The sequence below is a fragment of the uncultured Azohydromonas sp. genome, from assembly GCF_937926365.1.
In the GTDB taxonomy this organism is placed as follows: domain Bacteria; phylum Pseudomonadota; class Gammaproteobacteria; order Burkholderiales; family Burkholderiaceae_C; genus Azohydromonas.
Map to the genome: position 1 here is coordinate 13564 of NZ_CALAOH010000048.1, position 21504 is coordinate 35067.

Sequence of the window (21504 nt, forward strand, 5' to 3'; positions counted from 1 at the left end):
GTCCTGGCGTCAGCGCTTCTCTTCCTCGTCGTCCCCGGCCACCGCATCCACCGACTTCTCGATCACCTTGCCGGTCACGGAGACGCCGGTGCTCACCACCGCGCCGGTGACGGAGATGGCCGCGCCGGCGACGGCGCCGGCCACCGAGACCACGGCACAGCCGGACAGCAGCAGGGGGACGGCCAGCAAGGCGAGGAGCGGAAAACGGAGTTTTTTCATGGGGCGCGATTGTCAGCCCCTGTCCCGAGGCACCCGGCGTGCGGGCGTCATGGATGCGTCACGGGTGTGACATGCGCCCGTCATCGGGCGCCGTCAGCGTGTGGGCCTGGCTGCGCGGCGCGCGACGGCTCAGGCCGCGCCGTTCGTGGGCGCCTGGTCCTTGGGTGCGCCGCCGTCGCCGGCGGGCTCCGCGCTCCAGCCAAAGCTGTCGCTGAAGGTGGCGTAGAGCGAGGCGTAGAAGGCGCAGCTGAACATCAGCCCGCCGGGCAGCGCCGCCACGCTGGTGAGCTCGCGCGCGCCCAGCAGCGCGAACACGGTGCTCGCCAACAGCGCGAAGCCCACCGCCAGCGCCACCCAGGTCAACCCGTAGACCAGCAGCGCGCCGCGGTTGCGCCAGCAGGCGACCCAGCTGGAGAACAGCGACTGCGCCGCGCTCTGCTGCGCCCACCACACCAGTGCCGGCGCGTGCCAGAAGGGCAGTGCCAGCAGCGTGGTCAAGCCCAGGCGCAGCACCAGCCCGAACTGCAGCCGCGCATCGCGCATCAGCGCCGCGGGCTCGCCGCCCTCGGTCACCATCTCGATGTGCAGTTGCTCGAAGCGGCCGCCGTCCACCCAGTCGCTCAGCCCGGCGATCAGCGCCGTGGCCACGCCGTAGACGAAGCACAGCTTGAGCAGCTCGCGCTGGCGCGCCTTGGGCCGCGCGCGCAGCAGCTCCGCGTACAGCCCCGGGTGCACTGCCTTGCCGCCCAGCAGCACGCCGCGCGTGGCCACCATGAAGGCCAGTGACAGCAGCGGCAACGCCATCATCACCAGCACCTGTCCCACCCAGGGCAGCGACATCACGAACAGCGCCACGAACAGGAAGGACAGGAACAGCAGCGTGTAGCCCATGGGGCGGCGCAGGAACAGCTGGAAGCCCCGCTGCACCCAGGCCGCGCCCTGACGTGGCGGCAGGCTCTGCAGCTGCAGCGGGGGCGTGGTGGCCAGCGGGGGGATGGTCATGCCTCGCGTTCTCCCTGGGGGTGCCACGGCACGGCGATGCGTGCACGCAGCACGCGCTCGAAGTGCGTGGGGTCGTGCGGCTTGAGCATGCTGGCGTCGCGCGGCAAGTGCAGGTCCCACAGCCGCGAAACCCAGAAGCGCAGCGCGCTCGCGCGCAGCAGCGCGGGCAGCAGCCGGCGCTCGTTGCCGGTGAGCGGGCGCACGCGCTCGTAGGCGGCGACGAACACCGCCGCGCGCTCGTCCACGCCACGGCCGCTGTCGAGGTCGATGCACCAGTCGTTGAGGCACACCGCGATGTCGAACAAGAACGTGTCGACCCCGGCGAAGTAGAAATCGAAGAAGCCGCTGAGCCGCTCGCGGCCGGGCAGCCCCTCGAACATCACGTTGTCCCGGAACAGGTCCGCGTGCACCGGGCCGCGCGGCAGGTCCTTGAAGGCCGCGGACTCGGCCAGCGTGGTCTGGAAGGCCAGTTCTTCCTCGATCAGCGTGCGCTGCTCGGCCGTGAGGAAGGGCAGCACCACCGGCACCGTCTCGCGCCACCAGGGCAGGCCGCGCAGGTTGGGCTGCGCGAGCGGGAAGTCCTTCCCGGCCAGGTGCATGCGCGCCAGCATCTCGCCGACCTGCTCGCAGTGGTGCAGGTCCGGGGCGAGTTGGTGGCCGCCGGGGAGCTTGTTGACCAGCGCGGCGGGCTTGCCCTTGAGTTGATGAAGGATCTGGTCGTTGTCGTCCGAGCGCGGCTCGGGCACCGGGATGCCGCGCTGCGCCAGGTGGCGCATCAGGTGCAGGTAGAAGGGCAGCTGCTCGAAGGTGAGGCGCTCGAACAGCGTGAGCACCCATTCGCCCTGCGTGGTGGAGACGAAGTAGTTGGTGTTCTCGATGCCCGCGCCGATGCCGCGCAGGGCCGTGACCTGGCCCACGTCGAGGGTGGCGACGAAGGCCGCGGCCTCGTCGAAGGTCACTTCAGTGAAGACGGCCATCGCTCAGAAATTGAAGACGTTCCACACGCGCTGCCCGACGGCACCGCGGCTGCTGCTCGGTCCGGCGCTGGTGTCGCGCCCGCCGCCCTCCGGGATCACCTCGTAGGCCGCGCCCTTGCGCGGCTGCACGTGGATGCGCTGCGTCTGTCCGCGCACGCGCAGCTCCTCGATGCGCGCGCCCTCGTCCTCGGTCACCAGGTGCTGGACATTCGGTTCGGGAGGGAGCTGGCGCGGGGCGTCGGTCTGTGCGGCCAGCGGCAGCGCTGCGCTCAGCACGGCCAGCGCCGCCGCGGGGCGGAGGAGGGCATTCATGGCGCCATTGTAGGAGCCGGCCCACAGCCGCTTCGGTCAGCGCGAGGGCGTGCAGCCCTGATTGACAATCCAGCAGATGAGCGAGAACAAGACCCTCCTGCTGGTGGATGGCTCCAGCTATCTCTACCGCGCCTACCACGCACTGCCCGACCTGCGCGGCCCCGGCGGCGTGCCCACCGGCGCGCTGCACGGCATGGTGGCGATGATGCAGCGCCTGCGCGAGCAGATTCCCGCGGCGCACGCGGCCTGCGTCTTCGACGCCTCCGGGCCCACCTTCCGCGATGACTGGTACCCGGACTACAAGGCGCAGCGCGCGCCCATGCCCGAGGCGCTGGCCGAGCAGATCGAGCCCATCCACGAGGTGGTGAGGCTGCTGGGCTGGCCGGTGCTGCAGGTCGAGGGCGTGGAGGCCGACGACGTGATCGGCACCCTGGCGCGCGTGGCCGCCGCCGCCGGCCACGAGGTGGTCGTCTCCACCGGCGACAAGGATTTGGCTCAGCTGGTCACGCCGCAGGTCACGCTCATCAACACCATGAGCAACGAGCGGCTGGACGAGGCCGGCGTGCTGGCGAAGTTCGGCGTGCCGCCCAACCTCATCGTGGACTACCTCACCCTCGTGGGCGACACGGTGGACAACATCCCCGGCGTGGAGAAGGTGGGCCCGAAGACGGCCGTCAAGTGGCTCACGGAGCACGGCTCGCTCGATGGCGTGATCGCGGCGGCGCCGAAGATCAAGGGCGTGGCTGGCGAGAACCTGCGCAAGGCGCTGGACTGGCTGCCCACGGGCCGCCGCCTGGTCACCGTGCACTGCGACTGCGACCTCGCCAAGCACGTGCCGGGCTGGCCGTCGCTGGACGCGCTGGTGCAGCGCCCGGTGCAGCGCGATGACCTGCTGGCCTTCTACAACCGCTACGGCTTCAAGACGCTCAAGCGCGAGTTGGAGGAGCAGATCGCGATGGAGGGCCGCGCCGACGCCGAGGGCGACCTGGTCACGCTCATGGAGACGGCCAGCACGCCCGTGGAGAAGCGCTACGAGACGGTGCTGACCATGGAGGCGCTGGAGCGCTGGATCGCCAGGATCGACGCCGCGCCGCTGACCGCGCTGGACACCGAGACCGATTCGCTGGACGCGCTGCGGGCCAACATCGTGGGCCTGTCGCTGTCGGTGGAGCCGGGCGAGGCCTGCTACGTGCCGCTGCGCCACGACTACGCCGGCGCGCCGGATCAACTGCCGCTGGACGTGGTGCTGGAGAAGCTGCGTCCGTGGCTGGAGAACCCGAAGAAGCCCAAGCTGGGCCAGCACGCCAAGTACGACCTGCACGTGTTCGAGAACGTCGGCATCCGCGTGCGCGGCTACGTGCACGACACGCTGCTGGAGAGCTACGTGCTGGAGGCCCATAAACCGCATTCGCTGGAGAGCCTGGCCGACCGCCACCTCAACCGCCGTGGTCTGAGCTACGAGGATTTGTGTGGCAAGGGTGCGAACAAGATCCCGTTCGCACAGGTGGACGTGGAGCGCGCGTCGGAATACGCCTGCGAGGACGCCGAGATGTGCCTGCAGGTGCATCGCGCGCTGTGGCCGCGCGTCGAGGCGGAGCCCGGGCTGCTGTACATCTACCGCGACATCGAGCTGCCGGTGTCGGCGCTGCTGGCGCGCATGGAGCGCACGGGGGTGCTGATCGACGCGCAGGTGCTGGCGCAACAGAGCCACGCCATCGGCCAGCGGCTGCTGGCGCTGGAGCAGGAGGTGCACGCGCTGGCCGGACAGCCCTTCAACCTGGGCAGCCCCAAGCAGCTCGGCGAGATCCTGTTCAACAAGCTGGGCCTGCAGCCGGTGAAGAAGACCGCCAGCGGCGCGCCCTCCACCGACGAGGAGGTGCTGGAGAAGCTGGCGCTGGACCATCCGCTGCCGGCGCGCCTGCTGGAGCACCGCGGGCTGGCCAAGCTCAAGAGCACCTATACGGACAAGCTGCCACAGATGGTCAACCCGGCCACCGGCCGCGTGCACACCACCTACGCGCAGGCGGTGGCGGTGACGGGGCGGCTTTCCAGCAACGAGCCCAACCTGCAGAACATCCCCATCCGCACGCCCGAAGGCCGGCGCGTGCGCGAGGCCTTCATCGCGCCCGAAGGTTGCGTGATCGCCAGCGCCGACTACTCGCAGATCGAGCTGCGCATCATGGCCCACATCAGCGGCGACGAAGGTTTACTCAGCGCCTTCACCGAGGGTGCCGATGTGCACCGTGCCACCGCCGCGGAGGTGTTCGGCGTGCCGGCGGCGGAGGTCAACGCCGAGCAGCGCCGCTATGCCAAGACCATCAACTTCGGGCTCATCTACGGCATGAGCGAATACGGGCTGGCGCGGCGGCTGGGCATCGAAACCAAGGCGGCGCGCATCTACATCGAGCGCTACTTCGCGCGCTATCCGGGCGTGAAGCGCTACATGGACGAGACCCGCGCCCAGGCCGCCGAGCAGGGCTACGTGGAGACGGTGTTCGGGCGGCGCCTCTACCTGCCCGAGATCCGTGGCGGCAGCGGCCCGCGTCGCGCCGAGGCCGAGCGCCAGGCCGTCAACGCGCCGATGCAGGGCACGGCGGCGGACCTGATCAAGCTCGCCATGCTGGCGGTGCAGCGCGCGCTGGACGAGCAAGGCAAGCTCACGCGCATCGTGCTGCAGGTGCATGACGAACTGGTGTTCGAGGTGCCCGAGGCCGAGCTGGCGTGGGTGAAGGCCGAGGTGCCGAAACTCATGGCCGGCGTGGCGCAACTGAAGGTGCCGCTGCTGGCCGAGGTGGGTGTGGGACGCAACTGGGACGAGGCGCATTGACACGGCACTGACGCCGGGCTGACGCGCCGCGGGGCGTTGCTAAGATGCGCGCCCCCGACCCGCCGTGCCCGCCGTGGCACGGTCCGTCCCTACTGCAGACCGCGCCCTGGCGCGGTCGCTCCTTTTCCCATGACTCTTGCGTACATCGTCGCTGCCACGCTGCTGGGCGGCCTGCTCTCGGTGCTGATCGCCGCGCAGCTCACGGTCAGCGTGCTGGGCCGGCTGGTCAAGAGCTTGGTGAGCTTGTCGGCCGGCGTGCTGCTGGGCACGGCGCTGATCAACGTGCTGCCCGAGGCCTTCGAGGAGGGGCCGGATCCGCACGGCCTGTTCCTGACGCTGCTCGCGGGCCTGCTGTTCTTCTTCCTGCTGGAGAAGGCGGAGCTCTACCGCCACGGCCATCACCACGAGGGCGACGACCCGCACCACCATCACCACCACGGCTTCGATGCCGAGCAGGCGGGCAAGGGCGGCTGGAGCGTGCTGCTGGGCGACAGCATCCACAACTTCTGCGACGGCGTCATCATCGCGGCGGCCTTCCTGTCGGACACGCAGCTGGGCATCGTGACGGCGCTGGCGGTGATCCTGCACGAGATCCCGCAGGAGGTCGGCGACTACATCGTGCTGCTCAACGCCGGCCTCTCGCGCCGGCGCGCGCTCTTCTACAACGCGATGTCGGGCCTGGCCTCGGTGGTGGGCGGCGTGGTGGGCTACCTGGTGGTGGAGCCTTGGAAGGAGTGGTTCCCGTACCTGCTGGTCATCGCCTCCAGCAGCTTCATCTACGTCGCGGTGGCGGACCTGCTGCCGCAGCTGCAGCGCCGCCTGAGCCTGCGCGACACGCTGGCGCAGCTGGGCTGGCTGGCCGCCGGATTGGGCGTGGTGCTGGTGGCCACGCGCACGCTGCACCACTGACCCAGAAAAACGCCGGGACGCGTCGTTCGCGGTCCCGGTGAAGGCCTCCAGCCGAGCGCGCAGGGCCTGGGCGCTCGGTGTCTCCCCTGTGGTCGGTCAGCGCACCACCAGCACCGGGATGGTGGCGTGGGTGAGCACCTTCTGCGTCTCGCTGCCCAGCAGCAGCGCGGCCACGCCGCGGCGGCCGTGCGAGGCCATGACGATGAGGTCGCACCCTTCGTTCTTCGCGTGCTCGCAGATGGCTTCCCAGGGGTGCAGCGCCTCGACGGTGATGGCCTTGCAACTCACGCCGGCCTGCTGGGCCGCGGCCAGCACGCTCTTGACGCGCTGGTCGGCGATGCGCTCCTGCGCATCGAAGAACTCCTGCGGCGGCGTGGGCTGCATCTCGGAGATGGCGCCGTAGGGGAAGGGCTCCTTGGCGCTGAGGGTCAGCACCTCGGCGCCGCACAGCTTGGCCAGATCGATGGCCTGGCGCACGGCCTTGGCAGTGATCTCGGAGCCGTCAGTGGGCACGAGGATGCGCTTGTACATATGTGATCTCCTTCAAGAGGCCCGTGCGGGCGATGGGACCAGTGTCGCGCCGCCACCTGCCGGTGTCTTGATGCCCATCAAGACCGTGCGACGGGCCGCGCCGGGTCGCTGCACCACTCGCTCCACGATCCGGAATACAGCGGCGTCACACCCAGTCCGGCGTGCTCGAAGGCCAGCACGTTATGGCAGGCGGTCACGCCCGATCCGCATTGCTGCACCAGCCGCGCGGCCTCGCCGCCGGCCAGCAGCGGCGCGAGCTCCGCGCGCAGCGCCTCGGCCGTCTTGAAGCGGCCATCGGGCTGCAGGTTGAGCTTGAAGAAGCGGTTCAGCGCGCCGGGGATGTGGCCGGCCACGGCGTCCAGCGGCTCCACGTCGCCGCGCCAGCGCTCGGGGGCGCGGGCATCGAGCACGCGCAGCCGGCCCAGTTGCGCCAGCAGCTCGCCCGCCTGCAGCGTGGGCATGGTGGCGGTGCCGGCGGGATAGGCGGGGGCGGCGGCGTCGCGCGCGGGCACGGCGGTGTCGAGGGCGCCGCCGGCCTCGACCCAGGCCTGGCGCCCGCCGTCGAGCACCGCCACCGCATCGTGGCCCAGCCAGCGCAGCAGCCACCAGGCGCGCGCGGCAAACATGCCGCCCTGCGCGTCGTAGGCCACAGCCTGCATGTCGGGGTGCAGCCCCAGGCGGCCCAGCAGCGCCGCCAGCGCCTCGCGCGCGGGCAGCGGATGGCGGCCGGGGAAGCGTCCTTGGGCGTCGCGCACGGCCGGGGCGCTGAGTTCGCGCTCCAGGTGCACGTAGTGCGCGCCGGGCAGGTGGCCTTCGGCGTAGGCGCGCTCGCCGGCGCCGGGGTCGGCCAGGTCGAAGCCGCAGTCCAGCAGCAGCAGGGGCTGGTTGGAGCGCTGAAGGGCTTGCAGCTCGGCGGCGGTGATCAGGGTGCGGTGGGCCATGGGCGAGGGTCTCCTTGTCGACGAGCGGCATTGTGTGTGGCGGCGCGGCCTGCGCCGTTGCGGGGGCTCAGCGGCTCTGCGCTGTCGCGGCGGGAGCGGCCGGTGCGTCTTGCGCGGGTCGGCTGCGCAGCCAGGTGGCGGCCAGGCCGGCGGCGATGATGAGCGCGATGCCCGCCAGCGCACCGGGCGTGAGCGGGTCGCCGAACACCAGCACGCCCAGCACGCAGGAGAAGACGATGCCGCTGTACTGCAGGCTGGCGTTGCTGAGCGTGCGGCCTATGGCGTAGGCGCGCGTCATCATCATCTGCGCCACGGTGGCCAGCAGCCCGATGGCAGCCAGCAGCAGCAGGCCGCGCGCGCTGTGCGCGTGGACGCTGGTGAACGCCATGGCCAGCGCGCCGGCGGCCATGCCGCCCAGCGAGAAGTAGAAGACGATGCGGTACTCGGGCTCGCCCGCGCGCCCCAGCGCCTGCACCTGCAGGTAGGCTGAGGCGGCGAGCATGCCCGACACCAGTCCGGCCACGCCGAAGCCGAGCTGCTCGCGCGACAGGGTCGGCTTGAGCACCAGCACCACGCCGGCAAAGCCCGCCAGCACCGCCGCCACCAGCCGCGCGTCCACGTGCCGGCCGCGACCCAGCAGCAGCGCGCTCCCCACCAGGAGGGCCGCCATCCACACCGAGGACATGTAGTTCAGCGTCATGGCGGTGGCTAGCGGTAGCCCGGCCAGGGCGTGGAACCACAGGCCCAGCGCGCACACGCCGGTGAGGCTGCGCTTGCCGTGCTGCGCGATCAGCCGCGTGCGCAGCGTGCCGCCGCGCAGCAGCGTCATCCCGGCAATGAAGATCGCGCCGACGAGGCCGCGGTAGAACACGATCTCCGCCGTGGCGTAGTGCGCCGAGGCGAGCTTGATGCACAGCCCCATGACGGCGAAGAGAAGTGAGGCGCAAAGGATCAACAACGGGGCGGCCATCCCGCGATTGTCGATGCCTCAAAAACAACGGCCGCCGAAGCGGCGGCCGTGGGCAAGAGGAGGGCGCTTGGAACCGGGCGGATCAGGCCGCCTCGCGCAGCGGCATTTCGTCGGGTTGGGGCCGGGACTGCAGGCGCTGCAACTGGGCGCGCGCGTGCGGCAGCAGGCGCTCGCGGCGGTCCACGTAGGCATCGAGCAGCGCCTCTGCGTCGCGCGGGGGGTCCATGCGGCGCAGCAGCATTTCTTCCCAGCGCATGCCAGCCAGCAGGCGGCGTCGGCCCTCGGCGAAGAAGCTCCACCACGCGGGGCTGTTGGGCTCCAGGCGCAGGCCCTGGAAGAGGGCATGGCGGCAAGCGCGTCGTCGAGCCTGCAGCGCCTGCGCCGCATGCTGGGGCGCGCCGGCCAGCGGGAGCACTTCCGCCAGCGCCGCGTCGCGCGCGGCGACAAAGGCCAGCAGCTCCCGCAGCGCGGCGCAGCGCAACTGCGGACGCTCGCGCTTGAGGCCTTCAATCTTGTCGAGGTAGATGCGGATCGTCTGGTGATCGTCGCGAACGGTGTTGCTCAGCGCCTGCATGGGTTGGATACCTCCCAAAGGGGGATTTTCAGCGTGAGCAAACGGTATGCCAGACCTTCGGATGCCGGGGGCATTCCGGGCCGCCTCCAACCGCGAACGGAGGGAGGCGGCAGGCTGCCGCCGCGTGCGCACTCGGCAGCGGCGGGGCTCACCGGGCGGTGAGCGCCTCGCCCATGACGCGGCGGTACCACTCGTGGAAGTGCTGCATGCCGTCTTCCATCGGACTCTGGTAGGGGCCGACCTCGTCCTCGCCGCGCTTGAGCAGCGCCAGCCGGCCGGCGTCCATGCGCTCGCCGATCTCGTCGTCCTCGATGCAAGTCTCCATGTAGGCGGCCTGCTGTGCCTCGACGAACTCGCGCTCGAAGGCGGCGATTTCCTCGGGGTAGTAGAACTCGACGAGGTTGATGGTCTTGGTGGTGCTGACCGGGAACAGCGTGGAGATCACCAGCACGTTCGGGTACCACTCGACCATGATGTTCGGGTAGTAGGTCAGCCAGATCGCGCCCTGCGTCGGCCGATTGCCCTGGCCGTACTTGAGCACGGCCTCGTGCCACTTCTTGTACACGTCCGAGCCCGGCTTGAAGGCGCCGTTGACGCCCACGGTCTGCACCGAGTACTCCTTGGCGAACTCCCAGCGCAGGTCGTCACAGGTGACGAAACCGCTGAGGCCCGGGTGGAACGGGCCGACGTGGTAATCCTCCAGATAGACCTCGATGAAGGTCTTCCAGTTGTAGTTGCACTCGTGCACCTGGACCTTGTCGAGCACGTAGCCTTCGAAGTCCAGCGCCGCGCGCGGGCCCATGCCGGCGAGGTCGGCCGCGATGTCCCGGCCGTTGTCCTCGAACACCAGGCCATTCCAGGTCTTGACCTTGTAGTTGTTGAGGTTCAGGCAGGGGTCGTGCGAGAAGTGCGGCGCGCCCAACAGCTGTCCGTGCAGGTCGTAAGTCCAGCGGTGCAGCGGGCACACCACACTTTGCTTGGTGTTGCCACGGCCACGCAGCATCACGGCTTGGCGGTGGCGGCAGACGTTGGAGATCAGCTCCAGCCCCTTGGGGGTACGGACCAGGGCCCGGCCTTCGCCTTCCTGCGGCAGCGCGTAGTAGTCGCCCACCTCCGGCACCGCCAGCTCGTGCCCGAGGTAGCGCGGGCCAGGCTGGAAGATCAATCGCTGTTCATTTCGGAACAACGCCTCGTCGAAGTAGGTGGAAACGGACAGTTGCGAGCGGCTGCGCTCAAGAGCTTCAAGGCTGATGCTCAGGTCGGACATGATCCCCAGGATCTCCAAAAACCAATGTCAACCCGCCCACCTCATGACTTGCAGGTGGGATGGAAATATGCCTTCCAAACGGAAGGCAAGAGGCGGATTGTAGCTGGGCCCCCCTCGGGGGCCTTGACATGAGCAAAGCCCTTGAAAACAGCCGGTGGTCCCTAGCGTGACGTAACACCTTGACGCAATGGGCTTGTTGCGCTCTCGCCACGGGCCTGGGCGGCCGTGTGGAAAGGGCGAGAAAGGCGGGCTGACTACAATCACGCCTCGCTTTTTTCGCACCACGAAATGCCGCGCCCGCCAGCTTCTGACAAACAACCCCCGGTCCCCGCCAGCTACGAAGACGCGCTGGCTGAGCTGGAGCGCCTGGTGCAGGCGATGGAAGACGGCCAGCTTCCGCTGGACCGGCTCCTCGACAGCTACAAGCGCGGCGCCGAACTGCTGGCCTTGTGCCGCGGCCGGCTGCAGGCGGTGGAGGAGCAAGTGAAGCTGCTGGAGGACGGGCAGCTCAAGCCCTGGACGGGCACATGAACACATCAAATCTGGATAACTGGGTGCACGCCGTGCTCGACGAGGTCGAGTCGGCGCTGCAGCGCTGGGTGCCGGCGGATGCGCCGGCGGGGCTGGGACAAGCCATGCGCTACGGCGTGCTCGATGGCGGTAAGCGGCTGCGCCCGCTGCTGGTGCTGGCAGCCTGCGAGGCCGTGGACGGCCAACGCGAGGCGGCGCTGCGCGCGGCGGTGGCGGTGGAACTGATCCACGCCTACTCGCTGGTGCACGACGATCTGCCCTGCATGGACAACGACGTGCTGCGCCGGGGCAAGCCCACGGTGCACGTGCGCTACGGCGAGGCGCAGGCGATGCTCGCCGGCGACGCGATGCAGGCCCTGGCTTTCGAGGTGCTTACGCCCGAAGACGCTGCGATCGACCCGCCGCTGCAGGCCCGGCTGTGCGCCCTGCTGGCGCGTGCGGCCGGGCACGCGGGCATGGCTGGCGGCCAGGCCATCGACCTCGCCAGCGTGGGGCGCGCGCTCGACGAAGAGGCACTGCGTGACATGCACCGGCGCAAGACCGGCGCGCTGCTGCAGGCCAGCGTGGTCATGGGCGCGGCCTGCGGCCACCCGTCGGCCGAGGCGCTGGCGGCGCTGTCGGAGTACGGCGCGGCGCTGGGCCTGGCCTTCCAGGTCGTGGACGACATCCTGGACGTGACGCAAGAGTCCCATACGCTGGGCAAGACCGCCGGCAAGGACGAGCACGCCAACAAGCCGACCTATGTCTCGGTGCTGGGCCTGGACGCGGCGCGGCGCCACGCTTGCGAGCTGCGTGACCAGGCCCGTGCGGCGCTGGCACGCTCCGGGCTGGCTTCCGCCCGCTTGGCCGCCCTGGCCGACAAGGTCGTGGACCGCGACAGTTGACGAGAGGACCGGCGCTGCGCGCCGCACCACTGCACCGATGAACGCCCATCCCCTGCTCGAAACGATCAACGCCCCGGCCGAGTTGCGCCGCCTCTCGCGCGCGGAGCTCAAGCTGCTGGCGCACGAGCTGCGCGACTTCGTGCTGCAGAGCGTGAGCCGCACTGGCGGCCACCTCTCCAGCAACCTCGGCACGGTGGAGCTCACCATCGCGCTGCACGCGGTCTTCGACACGCCCTACGACCGCCTGGTGTGGGACGTGGGCCACCAGACCTACCCGCACAAGATCCTCACCGGCCGGCGCGAGCGCATGGACACGCTGCGCCAGCTCGGCGGGATCAGCGGCTTCCCGCGCCGCGACGAGAGCGAGTACGACACCTTCGGCACCGCGCACAGCTCCACCTCCATCTCCGCGGCGCTGGGCATGGCGCTGGCCTCGCAGCTCAAGGGCGAGAACCGGCGCGCGGTGGCCATCATCGGCGACGGCGCCATGACCGCCGGCATGGCCTTCGAAGCGCTGAACAACGCCGGCGTGCCGCACGCGGGCATCCCGGCCAACATGCTGGTGGTGCTCAACGACAACGACATGTCGATCAGCCCGCCGGTGGGTGCGCTCAACAAGTACCTGGCACGGCTGATGAGCGGCAAGTTCTACGCTGCCGCGCGCGAAGGCGCCAAGAGCGTGCTCAGGAACGCGCCGCCGCTGCTGGAGCTCGCGCGCCGGCTGGAGGAGCATGCCAAGGGGATGGTGATCCCGGGCACGATCTTCGAGGAGTTCGGCTTCAACTACGTCGGCCCCATCGACGGCCACGACCTCGACGCGCTGATTCCCACGCTGGAGAACCTGCGCGACAAGAAGGGCCCGCAGTTCCTGCACGTGGTGACGAAGAAGGGCTACGGCTACAAGCTGGCCGAAGCCGACCCGATTGCCTACCACGGCCCCGGCAAGTTCGACCCGGCATTGGGCCTGGTGAAGCCGGCGACGCCGCCCAAGCCGACCTTCACCCAGGTCTTCGGCCAGTGGCTGTGCGACATGGCCGCGGCCGATCCGAAGCTGGTGGGCGTCACGCCGGCGATGCGCGAGGGCTCGGGCATGGTGGAGTTCCACCAGCGCTTCCCGCAGCGCTACTTCGACGTGGGCATCGCCGAGCAGCACGCCGTGACCTTCGCCGCCGGCCTGGCCTGCGAGGGCCTCAAGCCCGTGGTGGCGATCTACTCCACCTTCCTGCAGCGCGCCTACGACCAGCTCATCCACGACGTGGCGCTGCAGAACCTGCCGGTGGTGTTCGCGCTGGACCGCGCCGGCCTGGTGGGCGCCGACGGCGCCACGCACGCCGGCGCCTACGACATCGCCTACCTGCGCTGCATTCCCAACGTCAGCCTGCTGGCGCCGGCTGACGAGGACGAGTGCCGCACCGCGCTGACCACCGCCTACCGCCAGCAGCACCCGGTGGCCGTGCGCTACCCGCGCGGCGCCGGCGTGGGCAAGGCCGTGCAGCCGGGCTTCGCCGAGTGGGCCTGGGGCAAGGGCGAGGTGCGCCGCCGCGGGCAGCGCGTCGCGATCCTGGCTTTCGGCACGCTGCTGTACCCGGCGCTCGAAGCCGCCGAGAAGCTCGATGCCACTGTGGCGAACATGCGTTTCGTCAAGCCGCTGGACACCGACCTGGTGGCGGAGCTGGCGCGCACGCACGAGGCCATCGTTACCGTGGAGGAGGGCTGCCTGCCGGGCGGCGCCGGCGCGGCGGTGATGGAGGCGCTGCACGCCGCTGGGCTGGACACGCCGGTGCTCTCGCTGGGCCTGCCCGACGAGTTCATCGAGCACGGCGACCCGGCCAAGCTGCTGTCGATGGTGGGCCTGGACGCTGCGGGCATTGAGCAGGCGGTGCTCAAGCGCTTCGGCCAGAAGCCGGTGCTGGTGTCGTCGGTGCGCCCGGCCGTCAACTCATGACCCATCCTTCCGACGCGCTGCACATCCCCGACACCCAGAGCGAGCGCGACGAGCGGCGCCTGGCGATCCAGCGCGTGGGCGTCAAGGATGTGCGCTACCCGCTGCTGCTGCGCGTGGCCGGCCAGGCTCAACCCGTCACGGCGCAGTGGGACTTGGACGTGCGGCTGCCGGCCGACCAGAAGGGCACGCACATGTCGCGCTTCGTGGCCTGGCTCAACGAGCTCGACGCTGCGCAGCAGCCGCTGGACGCGCCGCTGCTGCAGGCGCAGCTCGCGGCGATGCTGGACAAGCTGCAGGCGGACGAGGGCCGCATCGAGGCGCGCTTTTCATTCTTTTTGAAGAAGCGCGCGCCGGTGTCGGGCGTGCAGAGCCTGCTGGACTACCAGGGCCGCTGGATCGCCGAAGCGCGCGGCGGCCGCACGGCGGTCTGGGCCGAGGTGGGCGTGCCGGTGAAAAGCCTGTGCCCCTGCAGCAAGGAGATTTCCGACTACGGCGCGCACAACCAGCGCTCGCTGGTGACGATCCGCGCCGAGCTGCTGCAGCCCATCGAGTGGCACGAGCTGGTGCGCTTTGCCGAGGACAGCGCCTCCAGCGAGATCTGGCCGCTGCTCAAGCGCAGCGACGAGAAGTGGATCACCGAGCGCGCCTACGAGAACCCGCGCTTCGTCGAGGACCTGGTGCGCGAGGTGGCGCTGCGCCTGAACGCCGAGCCGCGCATCGGGCGCTACAGCGTGGACGTCGAGAACTTCGAGAGCATCCACAACCACTCGGCTTACGCGCGCATCGAGCGCGAGTAGGCCGCCGCGGGCTCAGCGCGCCGTTGCCCGGCGTCGCACGCACTCCAGGTAGGCCTGCCCGTCCGGCGGCAGTCCCGTGCGCTGGGAGGCCCAGATCATCTCGCCCAGGCACTCCATCACCTCGTGCTGCGCCTCGTGCGCCGACCCCAGCTTGGCCGCCAGCAGCTCGAAGGCCTGCTTGATGCCGCGCGGCTGGTCGATGGACACCTGCTCCGAGATGGACAGGTGCATGGACAGGTGCAGGAAGGGGTTCACACGCCCGTCCTCCACCTTGTAGTCCGCCGCCAGCGCGGCCTCCACGTCGGCGAGCTCGCCGTGGTACTCGGGGTGCTCGGCCACCCAGGGCGCGGCCACGGCTTCCATTGGGGTGAGCACGCCGCCTTCGCGGTGCTTGCGCCAGACCTCGCAGAAGAAGCGGCGCACGTCATGTTGGGAAGGTTGGAACATCCCGCGATTGTCGCCGCCGGCCATTCCCCGGGCCGGGGCGCCGGCATGAGGCGCGCACCCGGGCCGATCCCGCAGCCGCCCGTGCCAGCCCTCCGCTGGAACGGTGCAGGGCAGGGCGTACGTGCCTGCCGGTGCGCTGCGGCTCAGCGCCGGTCGTCGTCGATGCGCCAGGCCGGCACGCGCCAGTCCAGCGCCAGCGCTACCAGGCGCAGGCTGCTGGCCACCAGCACGCCGGCGGCCAGGGCCGCCTCGTCCGAGCCGCCCAGCGCGTGGACGCCCACCACGGCCCAGCCGCCGACAAAGGCCAGCACGGCATAGGGACGGTGGTCGCTGAAGGCGGACGGGATCTGGTTGCACACGATGTCGCGCAGCACGCCGCCGAAGGTGGCCGTCATCACGCCCATGACCACGGCGATGAGCGCGGGCATCTGCGCCTGTAGCGCGATCTGCGTGCCGCTGGCGGCGAACAGGCCCAGCCCCAGCGCGTCCGGCCACAGCATGGCGCGCTCGGTGGGCCGCAGGTGCCGCGCGCGCATGAACTGCATCGCCACCAGCGTCAGCCCCAGCAGCACCCAGACCCAGCCCGCGTGCTGCACCCAGAAGAATGGCCGCCGGTCCAGCAGCACGTCGCGCAGCGTGCCGCCTCCAAAGGCCGTGAGCCCGGACACCACGCACACGCCCACCGCATCGAGCCGCTTGCGCGCGGCCTCGACCAGGCCCGAGAGCGCGAAGGCCAGCGTCGCCATGATCTCGATGGCCAACTGTGCCGTGGACAATGCGCCCCACCAGTCCGGAAGTTTTCCCATCCCCTGCCTGCCCTCCAGTGCCGCGGCGCGCATTGTCGTCGTGGCCTCGGCCTTGCCGCCGCCCCGTCCCGCACCCCCTCGCCATGCTGTTGCCGCCCGTGATCACCGACCCCTCCTTCTACGCCGTGGCGGTGCCGGCGGTGCTGCTCATGGGGCTGGCCAAGAGCGGCTTCGGTGCCGGCTTCGGCGCGCTGGCGGTGCCGCTGATGGCGCTCGCGGTGCCGGTGCCGCAGGCCGCGGCCATCATGCTGCCGCTGCTGGCCATCATGGACGCGCTGGGCCTGGCGGTGTTCCTCAAGGAGTTCGACCGCGGCCTGGTCAAGCTGCTGCTGCCCGCCGGGCTGCTGGGCACCGTGCTGGGCACGCTGCTGTTCGACCTGCTCTCGGCCAAGGTGGTGGCGGGAATGGTGGGCGTGATCACGCTGGCGTTCCTGGCCATCCGCTGGTTCTTCCCGCCGCGCGCGGACGCGCCGCCGCCGCCGCGCTGGCTGGGCTTCGTGCTCGGCCTGACCTCGGGCTTCACCAGCTTCGTGGCGCACGCGGGCGGGCCCCCGGCGGCCTTCTACCTGCTGCCGCTGCGGCTGTCGCCGATCCAGTTCACGGCCACGACGGCGGTGTTCTTCACCGCGGTGAACACCTCCAAGTGGATTCCCTACGCGTGGCTGGGCCTGATCGACCTGCGCAACCTCGCCACCTCGCTGGTGCTGATGCCGCTGGCGCCCGTGGGCGTGTGGCTGGGCGTGCATGTGGTGCGGCGCATCTCGCAGCGCGTCTTCTACGGCCTGTTCTCGCTGGGGATGCTGCTGACGGGCGTGAAGCTGGTGTGGGACGCGGTGGCGTGAGCGCCTGATTCACCCCGCCGCCGGTGGTTGCGAAGGCGCCGCGGCGGGCGAGGGCGGCGGCGCCTTCACGGTGGAACCCTCGCGTGCCGCCGCCAGTGCCTCCTCGCGCTCGGCGCGCTCGCGGGCCCACAGCGCTTCCAGCTGCTCCCGCCCCTGACGTGCCATGTCGATCATCCGCTGCTCGTCGCGGAAATAGGGCGCCATCTGCTCCATCAGCCCCACGCTGTGCGCGCGGAAACGCCGCGCCTGGTTACGCGCGTAATCCTGGTCGTAGCCCATGAGCTCCAGCACGCTGCGGGCGCTGGCCAGCGCGGCCTCGAAGGTTTCGCGCTCGACCAGCGTCACGCCCCGCGCGCGCAGGCCGTAGTAGTGCGACACGTTGCGCGCCCGCGCGACGATCTGCAGCTGCGGGAAGTGCTGCTTCACCAGGTCCACCACCGCCAGGCTCTGCGCCACGTCGTCGATGGCCACCACGATCACGCGCGCGTGCTCCGCGCCGGCGGTGCGCAGCAGGTCCAGCCGCGTGGCGTCGCCGAAGAACACGCGCCAGCCGAAGCGGCGCACCGTCTCCACCTGGTCGGCATCGTGTTCCAGCACGGTGGCGGCCAGGCCCTGCGCCGCCAGCAGCCGGCCCACCACCTGCCCGTAGCGGCCAAAGCCCGCGATGATCACCGGCGCCTGCTGCAGCTCCTCCAGCACGGGCAGCTCGCCGTGCACACGCTGGCGCGCCAGGCGCGGGCACAGCCAGCGGTCGCTGGCCTTGAGCAGCAGCGGCGTGAGCGCCATCGACAGCGCCACCGCCGCCACCAGCAGCGAAGCGGTGCTCGCATCCATCACTCCGCGCTGCGCCGCGGCCTGGAACACCACGAAGCCGAACTCGCCACCCTGTGCCAGCAGCAGCACGAACACCGGGCGCTCGGCCGGCGGCAGCTTCATCGGCACCGTCATGGCGGCCAGCAGCAGCGCCTTGAGCGACACGAACACCACCACCACCGCGACCAGCGCCAGCGGGCGCTGCATCACCACGGCGAAGTCCACGCCCATGCCCACGGCCATGAAGAACAGGCCCAGCAGCAGGCCCTTGAAGGGTTCCAGGTCGGTTTCGATCTGGCGCCGGTACTCGCTGTCGGCCAGCAGCACGCCGGCGAGGAAGGCGCCCAGCGCCATCGACAGCCCCGCGGCCTGCATCAGCGCCGCGGTGGCCACCACCAGCAGCAGCGAGGCGGCGGTGAACACCTCCGGCGTGCGGCTGCGCGCGCTCCAGCGCAGCGCCGGGCGCAGCAGCAGCCGGCCGCCCAGCACCACGGCGCCGATCACCAGCGCCGCGCGCAGCGCCGCCGGCCAGCCGGCCCAGCCGTCCGCGTGCACGGCCTCGCGCGGCACGCCGGCCAGCAGCGGGATCAGCGCCAGGATCGGGATGGCGGCGATGTCCTGCATCAGCGCCACGCCCAGCACGCCCCCACCCGCGGCCGTGCCCTTGAGGTTGCGCTCGGCCAACTCGGTCAGCCCGATGGCGGTGGAGGACAGCGCCAGCCCCAGCGCCGCGATCAGCGCCATGCGCCCGGGCGCGCCACCCAGCAGCATCGCGGCGCCGGCCACCAGCGCCGCGGAGCCCAGCATCTGCACGCTGCCCCACCCGAAGATGGGCCGGCGCAGCGCCCACAGCCGCCTGGGCTCCAGCTCCAGCCCGACCAGGAACAGCATCAGCACCACGCCGAACTCGGAGAAATGCAGCATCGCCTCCGCATCGCCGGCGAGGTTCAGCCCCCAGGGGCCGATGGCGATGCCCGCGCCCAGGTAACCCAGGATCGAGCCCAGCCCCAGGCGCCGTGCCAGCGGCACCGCAATCACGGCCGCTCCCAGGTACACCAGGCTCGATATCAGCCAGCCGCTGGAGGGCTCTTCCATCACAGGCTCCCGGGAGTGAAACGGCGGAAGACGGACGGCGGCAACGGCAACTGCAGGGGCATCGTCGGAAGGGCGTGCGGGACGGGAGAGACGTCACGATAGCCCATGCCGCCGCGGTAACCGGTTGTGACTTTCTCCTGTGCAACCCGGCAGTACGCTGGGGGTCATATGTGCACTGGAGATCGGCGATGAAAGTGCTTCTCGTGGACGACCACCCCCTGATCCTGTCGGCGCTGCAGGGTGTCATTAGCGGACTGGGCAGCGACGTGAGCGTGAATACTGCCGCCAGCGCGCGCGAGCTGCGGCGCAAACTGGCCGAGGACGCGGACTACGACCTGTTGCTGCTGGACCTGCAGCTCGGCGACGCCGAAGGCTTCGAGGTGCTCTCGGAAATGCGACGCGAGCACCCGGCGCTGCCGGTGGTGGTGGTGTCGGGCAGCGACCGCGCCGCCGACGTGCTGCGCGCCATCGATCTGGGCGCCATGGGCTTCGTGCCCAAGCGCGCCTCCAACGAACTGCTGTTCGAAGCGCTGCGGCTGGTGATGTCGGGTGGCATCTTCGTGCCGCCGGTACCTGCGGGCCTGGGCAGCGGCCTGTCCGGCCCCGACACGGTGCAGGAGCCCGCGCCGCCGCTGCTGCAGCCGCGCCCGCTGCAGGTGCAGGCCGGGTCGGCCGGCACGGCGATCAGCGTCGCGGGCCTGACGCCGCGCCAGAACGAGGTGCTGGGCAAGCTGCTGCAGGGGCTGCCCAACAAGCTCATCGCGCGCGAGCTCAACCTGTCGGTGGAAACCGTCAAGGACCACGTGGCGGCCGTGCTGCGCGTGCTCAACGTCAGCACCCGCACCCAGGCCGTGCTCGCGGTGAGCCGCTTGTCGCAGCAGCAGCAAGGCGGCAGCACGCCCACGCCGCCGGCGCAGCGCTACTGAGGCCATGAGCACCGTGCTGCCGACGGCCGCGGCGGAGCTGCCGGCCGCCGCGGCGGTCACGGCGCCCTCGCCGCAGGCCCTGCAACTGGAGCACGCGCGCGCGCTGTACACGCAGACACCCGCCACGCTGGCGGGCAACCTGGTGGGCGTGCTGCTGGTGGTGTTCTTCTTCGGTGGCGTGGCCGATCCGCTGCGGCTCTTCGGCTGGGTCGGCGTGATGGCGCTGCTGTGGTGCGTGCGCCTGGGCCACTACCTGCGCTTCCGGCGCCAGCCCGACGCCGACGACGCCACGCTGCTGGCCTGGCGCAGCAGCTGGCGCGCGCTGGCGCTGTTGCTGGGCGCCTGTTGGGGTGTGGCGGCGTGGCTGTTCTGGGGGCTGGGCACGCCCTCGCACCAGGTGGCGCTGCTGCTGATCATCTACAGCTACTGCGTGGGCTCGGTGCAGCTGCTGGCCGGACAGCCGCGGGTGTTCGCCGCCTTCCTGTGCCTGGTGCTGCTGCCCACCGTGGGGCGCGTGGCCACCGACATCGGCCATCCTTTCCACCTGGAGCTGGCACTGATCATCTGCGTGCTCTTCGGCGCCGTGTGGCTCATGGGCCATACCTACCGCAGCGCGTTGGCGCAGGCCATCGACCTCAAGCTGCGCACCGACCAGCTGGCCGCGCAGCTGCGCGTGGAAAAGGCCGCCGCCGAGGAAGCGCGGCGCGCCGCCGAGGCCGCCAGCCGCGCCAAGACCCAGTTTTTCGCTGCCGCCAGCCACGACTTGCGCCAGCCGCTGCACGCCATGGGGCTGTTCGCCGAGACGCTGCGCCAGCGCTGCAGCGACCCCGACGTGGCCTCGCTGGTCAACAGCATCAACGAGAGCGTGGACGCGCTGGAGGGCCTGTTCGGCGAGTTGCTGGACATCACTCGCATCGACACCGGCGGCGTGGAGCTCAAGCCCGAGGCGGTGCGATTGCGTGACGTGTTCGCGCGGCTGCGGCTGCATTTCGAGCCGGCCGCCTTCGAGAAGGGCCTGGCGCTGGGCTTCCGCGGCGAGGCCCACGTGGTGCAGGCCGACCCGGTGGTACTGGAGCGCATCCTGCGCAACCTGGTGAGCAACGCCATCCGCTACACCGAGGACGGCGGCGTGCTCGTGAGCTGCCGCCGCCGTGGCGACCGACTGCTGCTGCAGGTGTGGGACAGCGGCATCGGCATCGCCGAAGCCAGCCTGCCGCGCATCTTCGACGAGTTCTACCAGGTCAACAGCCACCGCCCGCTGGAGCCGCACCAGCGCAAGGGCCTGGGGCTGGGGCTGGCCATCGTCAAGCGGCTGGCCGACCTCATGGGCGCGCCGCTGACGGTGCGCTCGCGCGTGGGCCACGGCACCGTCTTCAGCCTGGAAGTCCCGCCGGGCCGGATCGAGGCGCCGCCGGCCGAACCCCTGGCCGCGAGCCCCAAGATGCCGCTGGGCCTGAGCCTGCAGGGGCGGCTGATCGTGGTGGTGGAGGACGAGCCGCCCGTGCGCGAAGGCCTGACCGTGCTGCTCAAGGCCTGGGGCGCGGACGTGCTGGACTTCGACACGGTGGGCGCCGTGGAGGCCTGGCTACGCGGCGCCGAGCTGCCGCGGCCGGACCTGCTGATCGTGGACTACCGGCTGCCCGAGGCGCGCACCGGGCTGGAGGCGCTGGACTTGATCCGCGCGCACTGGCCGGATCAGCGGCTGCCGGCCATCGTCATCACCGGCAGCAGCCTCAGCGGCCACGAGAACGAGGCCGAGGCGCACGACTTCCACCTGCTGATCAAGCCCGTGCTGCCCAACAAGCTGCGGGCCATGATCGGTTTCAAGCTCAACGAGCGCGCCGGGCGGAAGTAGCAAGGAAAAGGGCCGCCCATGAACGGCAAGGCGG

General features: G+C 70.7%; 21 protein-coding genes. 9 read left to right on the top strand and 12 right to left on the bottom strand.

All coding sequences use genetic code 11. The features are described 5' to 3' along the window. Positions 1-9: 9 nt before the first annotated feature. The 4 genes from Q0741_RS04360 to Q0741_RS04375 form a co-directional block, all read right to left on the bottom strand. A complete protein-coding gene (locus Q0741_RS04360) occupies positions 10-219 on the bottom strand; it encodes a hypothetical protein (RefSeq protein WP_298231968.1) in 210 nt (69 codons plus the stop codon). A gap of 129 nt (positions 220-348) precedes the next feature. Further along, positions 349-1221, bottom strand: coding sequence for a BPSS1780 family membrane protein (locus Q0741_RS04365; protein ID WP_298231969.1), 873 nt, complete (start codon positions 1219-1221; stop codon positions 349-351). Next, on the bottom strand, positions 1218-2198 hold the full coding sequence (locus Q0741_RS04370) for a homoserine kinase (RefSeq protein ID WP_298231970.1): 981 nt from the start codon (positions 2196-2198) through the stop codon (positions 1218-1220). Before Q0741_RS04370 ends, Q0741_RS04365 begins: the two co-directional genes overlap by 4 nt. 3 nt (positions 2199-2201) lie before the next feature. Then, positions 2202-2510 carry a DUF2782 domain-containing protein gene (locus tag Q0741_RS04375; protein WP_298231971.1) on the bottom strand — a complete coding sequence of 103 codons (309 nt, stop codon included), beginning with the start codon at positions 2508-2510 and terminating at the stop codon, positions 2202-2204. 76 nt (positions 2511-2586) lie between these two features. Here Q0741_RS04375 and polA point away from each other — a divergent pair, with 76 nt between their 5' ends. Both polA and Q0741_RS04385 read left to right on the top strand, forming a co-directional pair. Continuing rightward, positions 2587-5337, top strand: coding sequence for a DNA polymerase I (gene polA / locus Q0741_RS04380; RefSeq protein WP_298231972.1), 2751 nt, complete (start codon positions 2587-2589; stop codon positions 5335-5337). 129 nt (positions 5338-5466) lie between these two features. Continuing rightward, on the top strand, positions 5467-6246 hold the full coding sequence (locus Q0741_RS04385; RefSeq protein ID WP_298231973.1) for a ZIP family metal transporter: 780 nt from the start codon (positions 5467-5469) through the stop codon (positions 6244-6246). A gap of 96 nt (positions 6247-6342) precedes the next feature. Here Q0741_RS04385 and Q0741_RS04390 read toward each other — a convergent pair whose 3' ends face one another. From Q0741_RS04390 to Q0741_RS04410, 5 genes are all read right to left on the bottom strand, one after another. Then, positions 6343-6777 carry a universal stress protein gene (locus Q0741_RS04390; protein WP_298231974.1) on the bottom strand — a complete coding sequence of 145 codons (435 nt, stop codon included), beginning with the start codon at positions 6775-6777 and terminating at the stop codon, positions 6343-6345. Positions 6778-6854: 77 nt separating this feature from the next. Beyond that, positions 6855-7718: a sulfurtransferase gene (locus Q0741_RS04395; protein ID WP_298231975.1), complete on the bottom strand. Its 864-nt coding sequence runs from the start codon at positions 7716-7718 to the stop codon at positions 6855-6857. 67 nt (positions 7719-7785) lie between these two features. Then, complete coding sequence (locus Q0741_RS04400) at positions 7786-8688, bottom strand: DMT family transporter (RefSeq protein WP_298231976.1); 903 nt, start codon at positions 8686-8688, stop codon at positions 7786-7788. Between the two features lie 82 nt (positions 8689-8770). Then, positions 8771-9262 (bottom strand): hypothetical protein, encoded by a 492-nt coding sequence (locus tag Q0741_RS04405; protein WP_298231977.1) that lies wholly within the window; start codon positions 9260-9262, stop codon positions 8771-8773. A gap of 148 nt (positions 9263-9410) precedes the next feature. Further along, positions 9411-10529, bottom strand: a complete 1119-nt coding sequence (locus Q0741_RS04410) for an aromatic ring-hydroxylating dioxygenase subunit alpha (RefSeq protein ID WP_298231978.1) — start codon at positions 10527-10529, stop codon at positions 9411-9413. Positions 10530-10817: 288 nt separating this feature from the next. On the opposite strand from Q0741_RS04410, the gene xseB reads away from it, so the two are divergent. Genes xseB through folE2 form a run of 4 tightly spaced genes read left to right on the top strand, consistent with a single transcriptional unit; the run spans position 10818 to position 14686 of the window. Further along, positions 10818-11060: an exodeoxyribonuclease VII small subunit gene (xseB, locus tag Q0741_RS04415; protein WP_028999436.1), complete on the top strand. Its 243-nt coding sequence runs from the start codon at positions 10818-10820 to the stop codon at positions 11058-11060. After that, positions 11057-11944: a polyprenyl synthetase family protein gene (locus tag Q0741_RS04420; RefSeq protein ID WP_298231979.1), complete on the top strand. Its 888-nt coding sequence runs from the start codon at positions 11057-11059 to the stop codon at positions 11942-11944. The genes xseB and Q0741_RS04420 overlap by 4 nt, the downstream gene beginning before the upstream one ends. A 37-nt stretch (positions 11945-11981) precedes the next feature. Next, positions 11982-13889: a 1-deoxy-D-xylulose-5-phosphate synthase gene (gene dxs, locus Q0741_RS04425; protein WP_298231980.1), complete on the top strand. Its 1908-nt coding sequence runs from the start codon at positions 11982-11984 to the stop codon at positions 13887-13889. Continuing rightward, positions 13886-14686, top strand: a complete 801-nt coding sequence (folE2, locus tag Q0741_RS04430) for a GTP cyclohydrolase FolE2 (protein ID WP_298231981.1) — start codon at positions 13886-13888, stop codon at positions 14684-14686. Before dxs ends, folE2 begins: the two co-directional genes overlap by 4 nt. 12 nt (positions 14687-14698) lie before the next feature. Here the strand turns inward: folE2 and Q0741_RS04435 are convergent, their stop codons facing one another. Continuing rightward, positions 14699-15133, bottom strand: a complete 435-nt coding sequence (locus Q0741_RS04435; RefSeq protein WP_298231982.1) for a DUF1841 family protein — start codon at positions 15131-15133, stop codon at positions 14699-14701. Positions 15134-15276: 143 nt separating this feature from the next. Then, complete coding sequence (locus Q0741_RS04440) at positions 15277-15939, bottom strand: trimeric intracellular cation channel family protein (RefSeq protein ID WP_298231983.1); 663 nt, start codon at positions 15937-15939, stop codon at positions 15277-15279. A gap of 86 nt (positions 15940-16025) precedes the next feature. On the opposite strand from Q0741_RS04440, the gene Q0741_RS04445 reads away from it, so the two are divergent. Then, complete coding sequence (locus Q0741_RS04445) at positions 16026-16781, top strand: sulfite exporter TauE/SafE family protein (protein ID WP_298232064.1); 756 nt, start codon at positions 16026-16028, stop codon at positions 16779-16781. 9 nt (positions 16782-16790) lie between these two features. Here the strand turns inward: Q0741_RS04445 and kefC are convergent, their stop codons facing one another. Next, the gene (gene kefC / locus Q0741_RS04450) at positions 16791-18689 is read right to left on the bottom strand and encodes a glutathione-regulated potassium-efflux system protein KefC (RefSeq protein ID WP_298231984.1); all 1899 of its coding nucleotides are present in this window, start codon (positions 18687-18689) and stop codon (positions 16791-16793) included. A 188-nt stretch (positions 18690-18877) separates the two neighbouring features. On the opposite strand from kefC, the gene Q0741_RS04455 reads away from it, so the two are divergent. Beyond that, positions 18878-19615, top strand: a complete 738-nt coding sequence (locus Q0741_RS04455) for a response regulator transcription factor (RefSeq protein ID WP_298231985.1) — start codon at positions 18878-18880, stop codon at positions 19613-19615. A gap of 4 nt (positions 19616-19619) precedes the next feature. Then, positions 19620-21470, top strand: a complete 1851-nt coding sequence (locus Q0741_RS04460) for an ATP-binding protein (protein ID WP_298231986.1) — start codon at positions 19620-19622, stop codon at positions 21468-21470. Positions 21471-21504: the final 34 nt, after the last annotated feature.

What these genes read in the sequence shown, in the direction of transcription:
- Q0741_RS04405 (WP_298231977.1), bottom strand. Translation starts at nt 9,262, where the DNA reads ATGCAGGCGCTGAGCAACACCGTTCGCGACGATCACCAGACGATCCGC.
- Q0741_RS04390 (WP_298231974.1), bottom strand. Translation starts at nt 6,777, where the DNA reads ATGTACAAGCGCATCCTCGTGCCCACTGACGGCTCCGAGATCACTGCC.
- Q0741_RS04395 (WP_298231975.1), bottom strand. Translation starts at nt 7,718, where the DNA reads ATGGCCCACCGCACCCTGATCACCGCCGCCGAGCTGCAAGCCCTTCAG.
- Q0741_RS04420 (WP_298231979.1), top strand. Translation starts at nt 11,057, where the DNA reads ATGAACACATCAAATCTGGATAACTGGGTGCACGCCGTGCTCGACGAG.
- Q0741_RS04455 (WP_298231985.1), top strand. Translation starts at nt 18,878, where the DNA reads ATGAAAGTGCTTCTCGTGGACGACCACCCCCTGATCCTGTCGGCGCTG.
- xseB (WP_028999436.1), top strand. Translation starts at nt 10,818, where the DNA reads ATGCCGCGCCCGCCAGCTTCTGACAAACAACCCCCGGTCCCCGCCAGC.
- dxs (WP_298231980.1), top strand. Translation starts at nt 11,982, where the DNA reads ATGAACGCCCATCCCCTGCTCGAAACGATCAACGCCCCGGCCGAGTTG.
- polA (WP_298231972.1), top strand. Translation starts at nt 2,587, where the DNA reads ATGAGCGAGAACAAGACCCTCCTGCTGGTGGATGGCTCCAGCTATCTC.
- Q0741_RS04360 (WP_298231968.1), bottom strand. Translation starts at nt 219, where the DNA reads ATGAAAAAACTCCGTTTTCCGCTCCTCGCCTTGCTGGCCGTCCCCCTG.
- Q0741_RS04440 (WP_298231983.1), bottom strand. Translation starts at nt 15,939, where the DNA reads ATGGGAAAACTTCCGGACTGGTGGGGCGCATTGTCCACGGCACAGTTG.
- kefC (WP_298231984.1), bottom strand. Translation starts at nt 18,689, where the DNA reads ATGGAAGAGCCCTCCAGCGGCTGGCTGATATCGAGCCTGGTGTACCTG.
- Q0741_RS04385 (WP_298231973.1), top strand. Translation starts at nt 5,467, where the DNA reads ATGACTCTTGCGTACATCGTCGCTGCCACGCTGCTGGGCGGCCTGCTC.
- Q0741_RS04375 (WP_298231971.1), bottom strand. Translation starts at nt 2,510, where the DNA reads ATGAATGCCCTCCTCCGCCCCGCGGCGGCGCTGGCCGTGCTGAGCGCA.
- Q0741_RS04435 (WP_298231982.1), bottom strand. Translation starts at nt 15,133, where the DNA reads ATGTTCCAACCTTCCCAACATGACGTGCGCCGCTTCTTCTGCGAGGTC.
- Q0741_RS04365 (WP_298231969.1), bottom strand. Translation starts at nt 1,221, where the DNA reads ATGACCATCCCCCCGCTGGCCACCACGCCCCCGCTGCAGCTGCAGAGC.
- Q0741_RS04400 (WP_298231976.1), bottom strand. Translation starts at nt 8,688, where the DNA reads ATGGCCGCCCCGTTGTTGATCCTTTGCGCCTCACTTCTCTTCGCCGTC.
- folE2 (WP_298231981.1), top strand. Translation starts at nt 13,886, where the DNA reads ATGACCCATCCTTCCGACGCGCTGCACATCCCCGACACCCAGAGCGAG.
- Q0741_RS04410 (WP_298231978.1), bottom strand. Translation starts at nt 10,529, where the DNA reads ATGTCCGACCTGAGCATCAGCCTTGAAGCTCTTGAGCGCAGCCGCTCG.
- Q0741_RS04460 (WP_298231986.1), top strand. Translation starts at nt 19,620, where the DNA reads ATGAGCACCGTGCTGCCGACGGCCGCGGCGGAGCTGCCGGCCGCCGCG.
- Q0741_RS04370 (WP_298231970.1), bottom strand. Translation starts at nt 2,198, where the DNA reads ATGGCCGTCTTCACTGAAGTGACCTTCGACGAGGCCGCGGCCTTCGTC.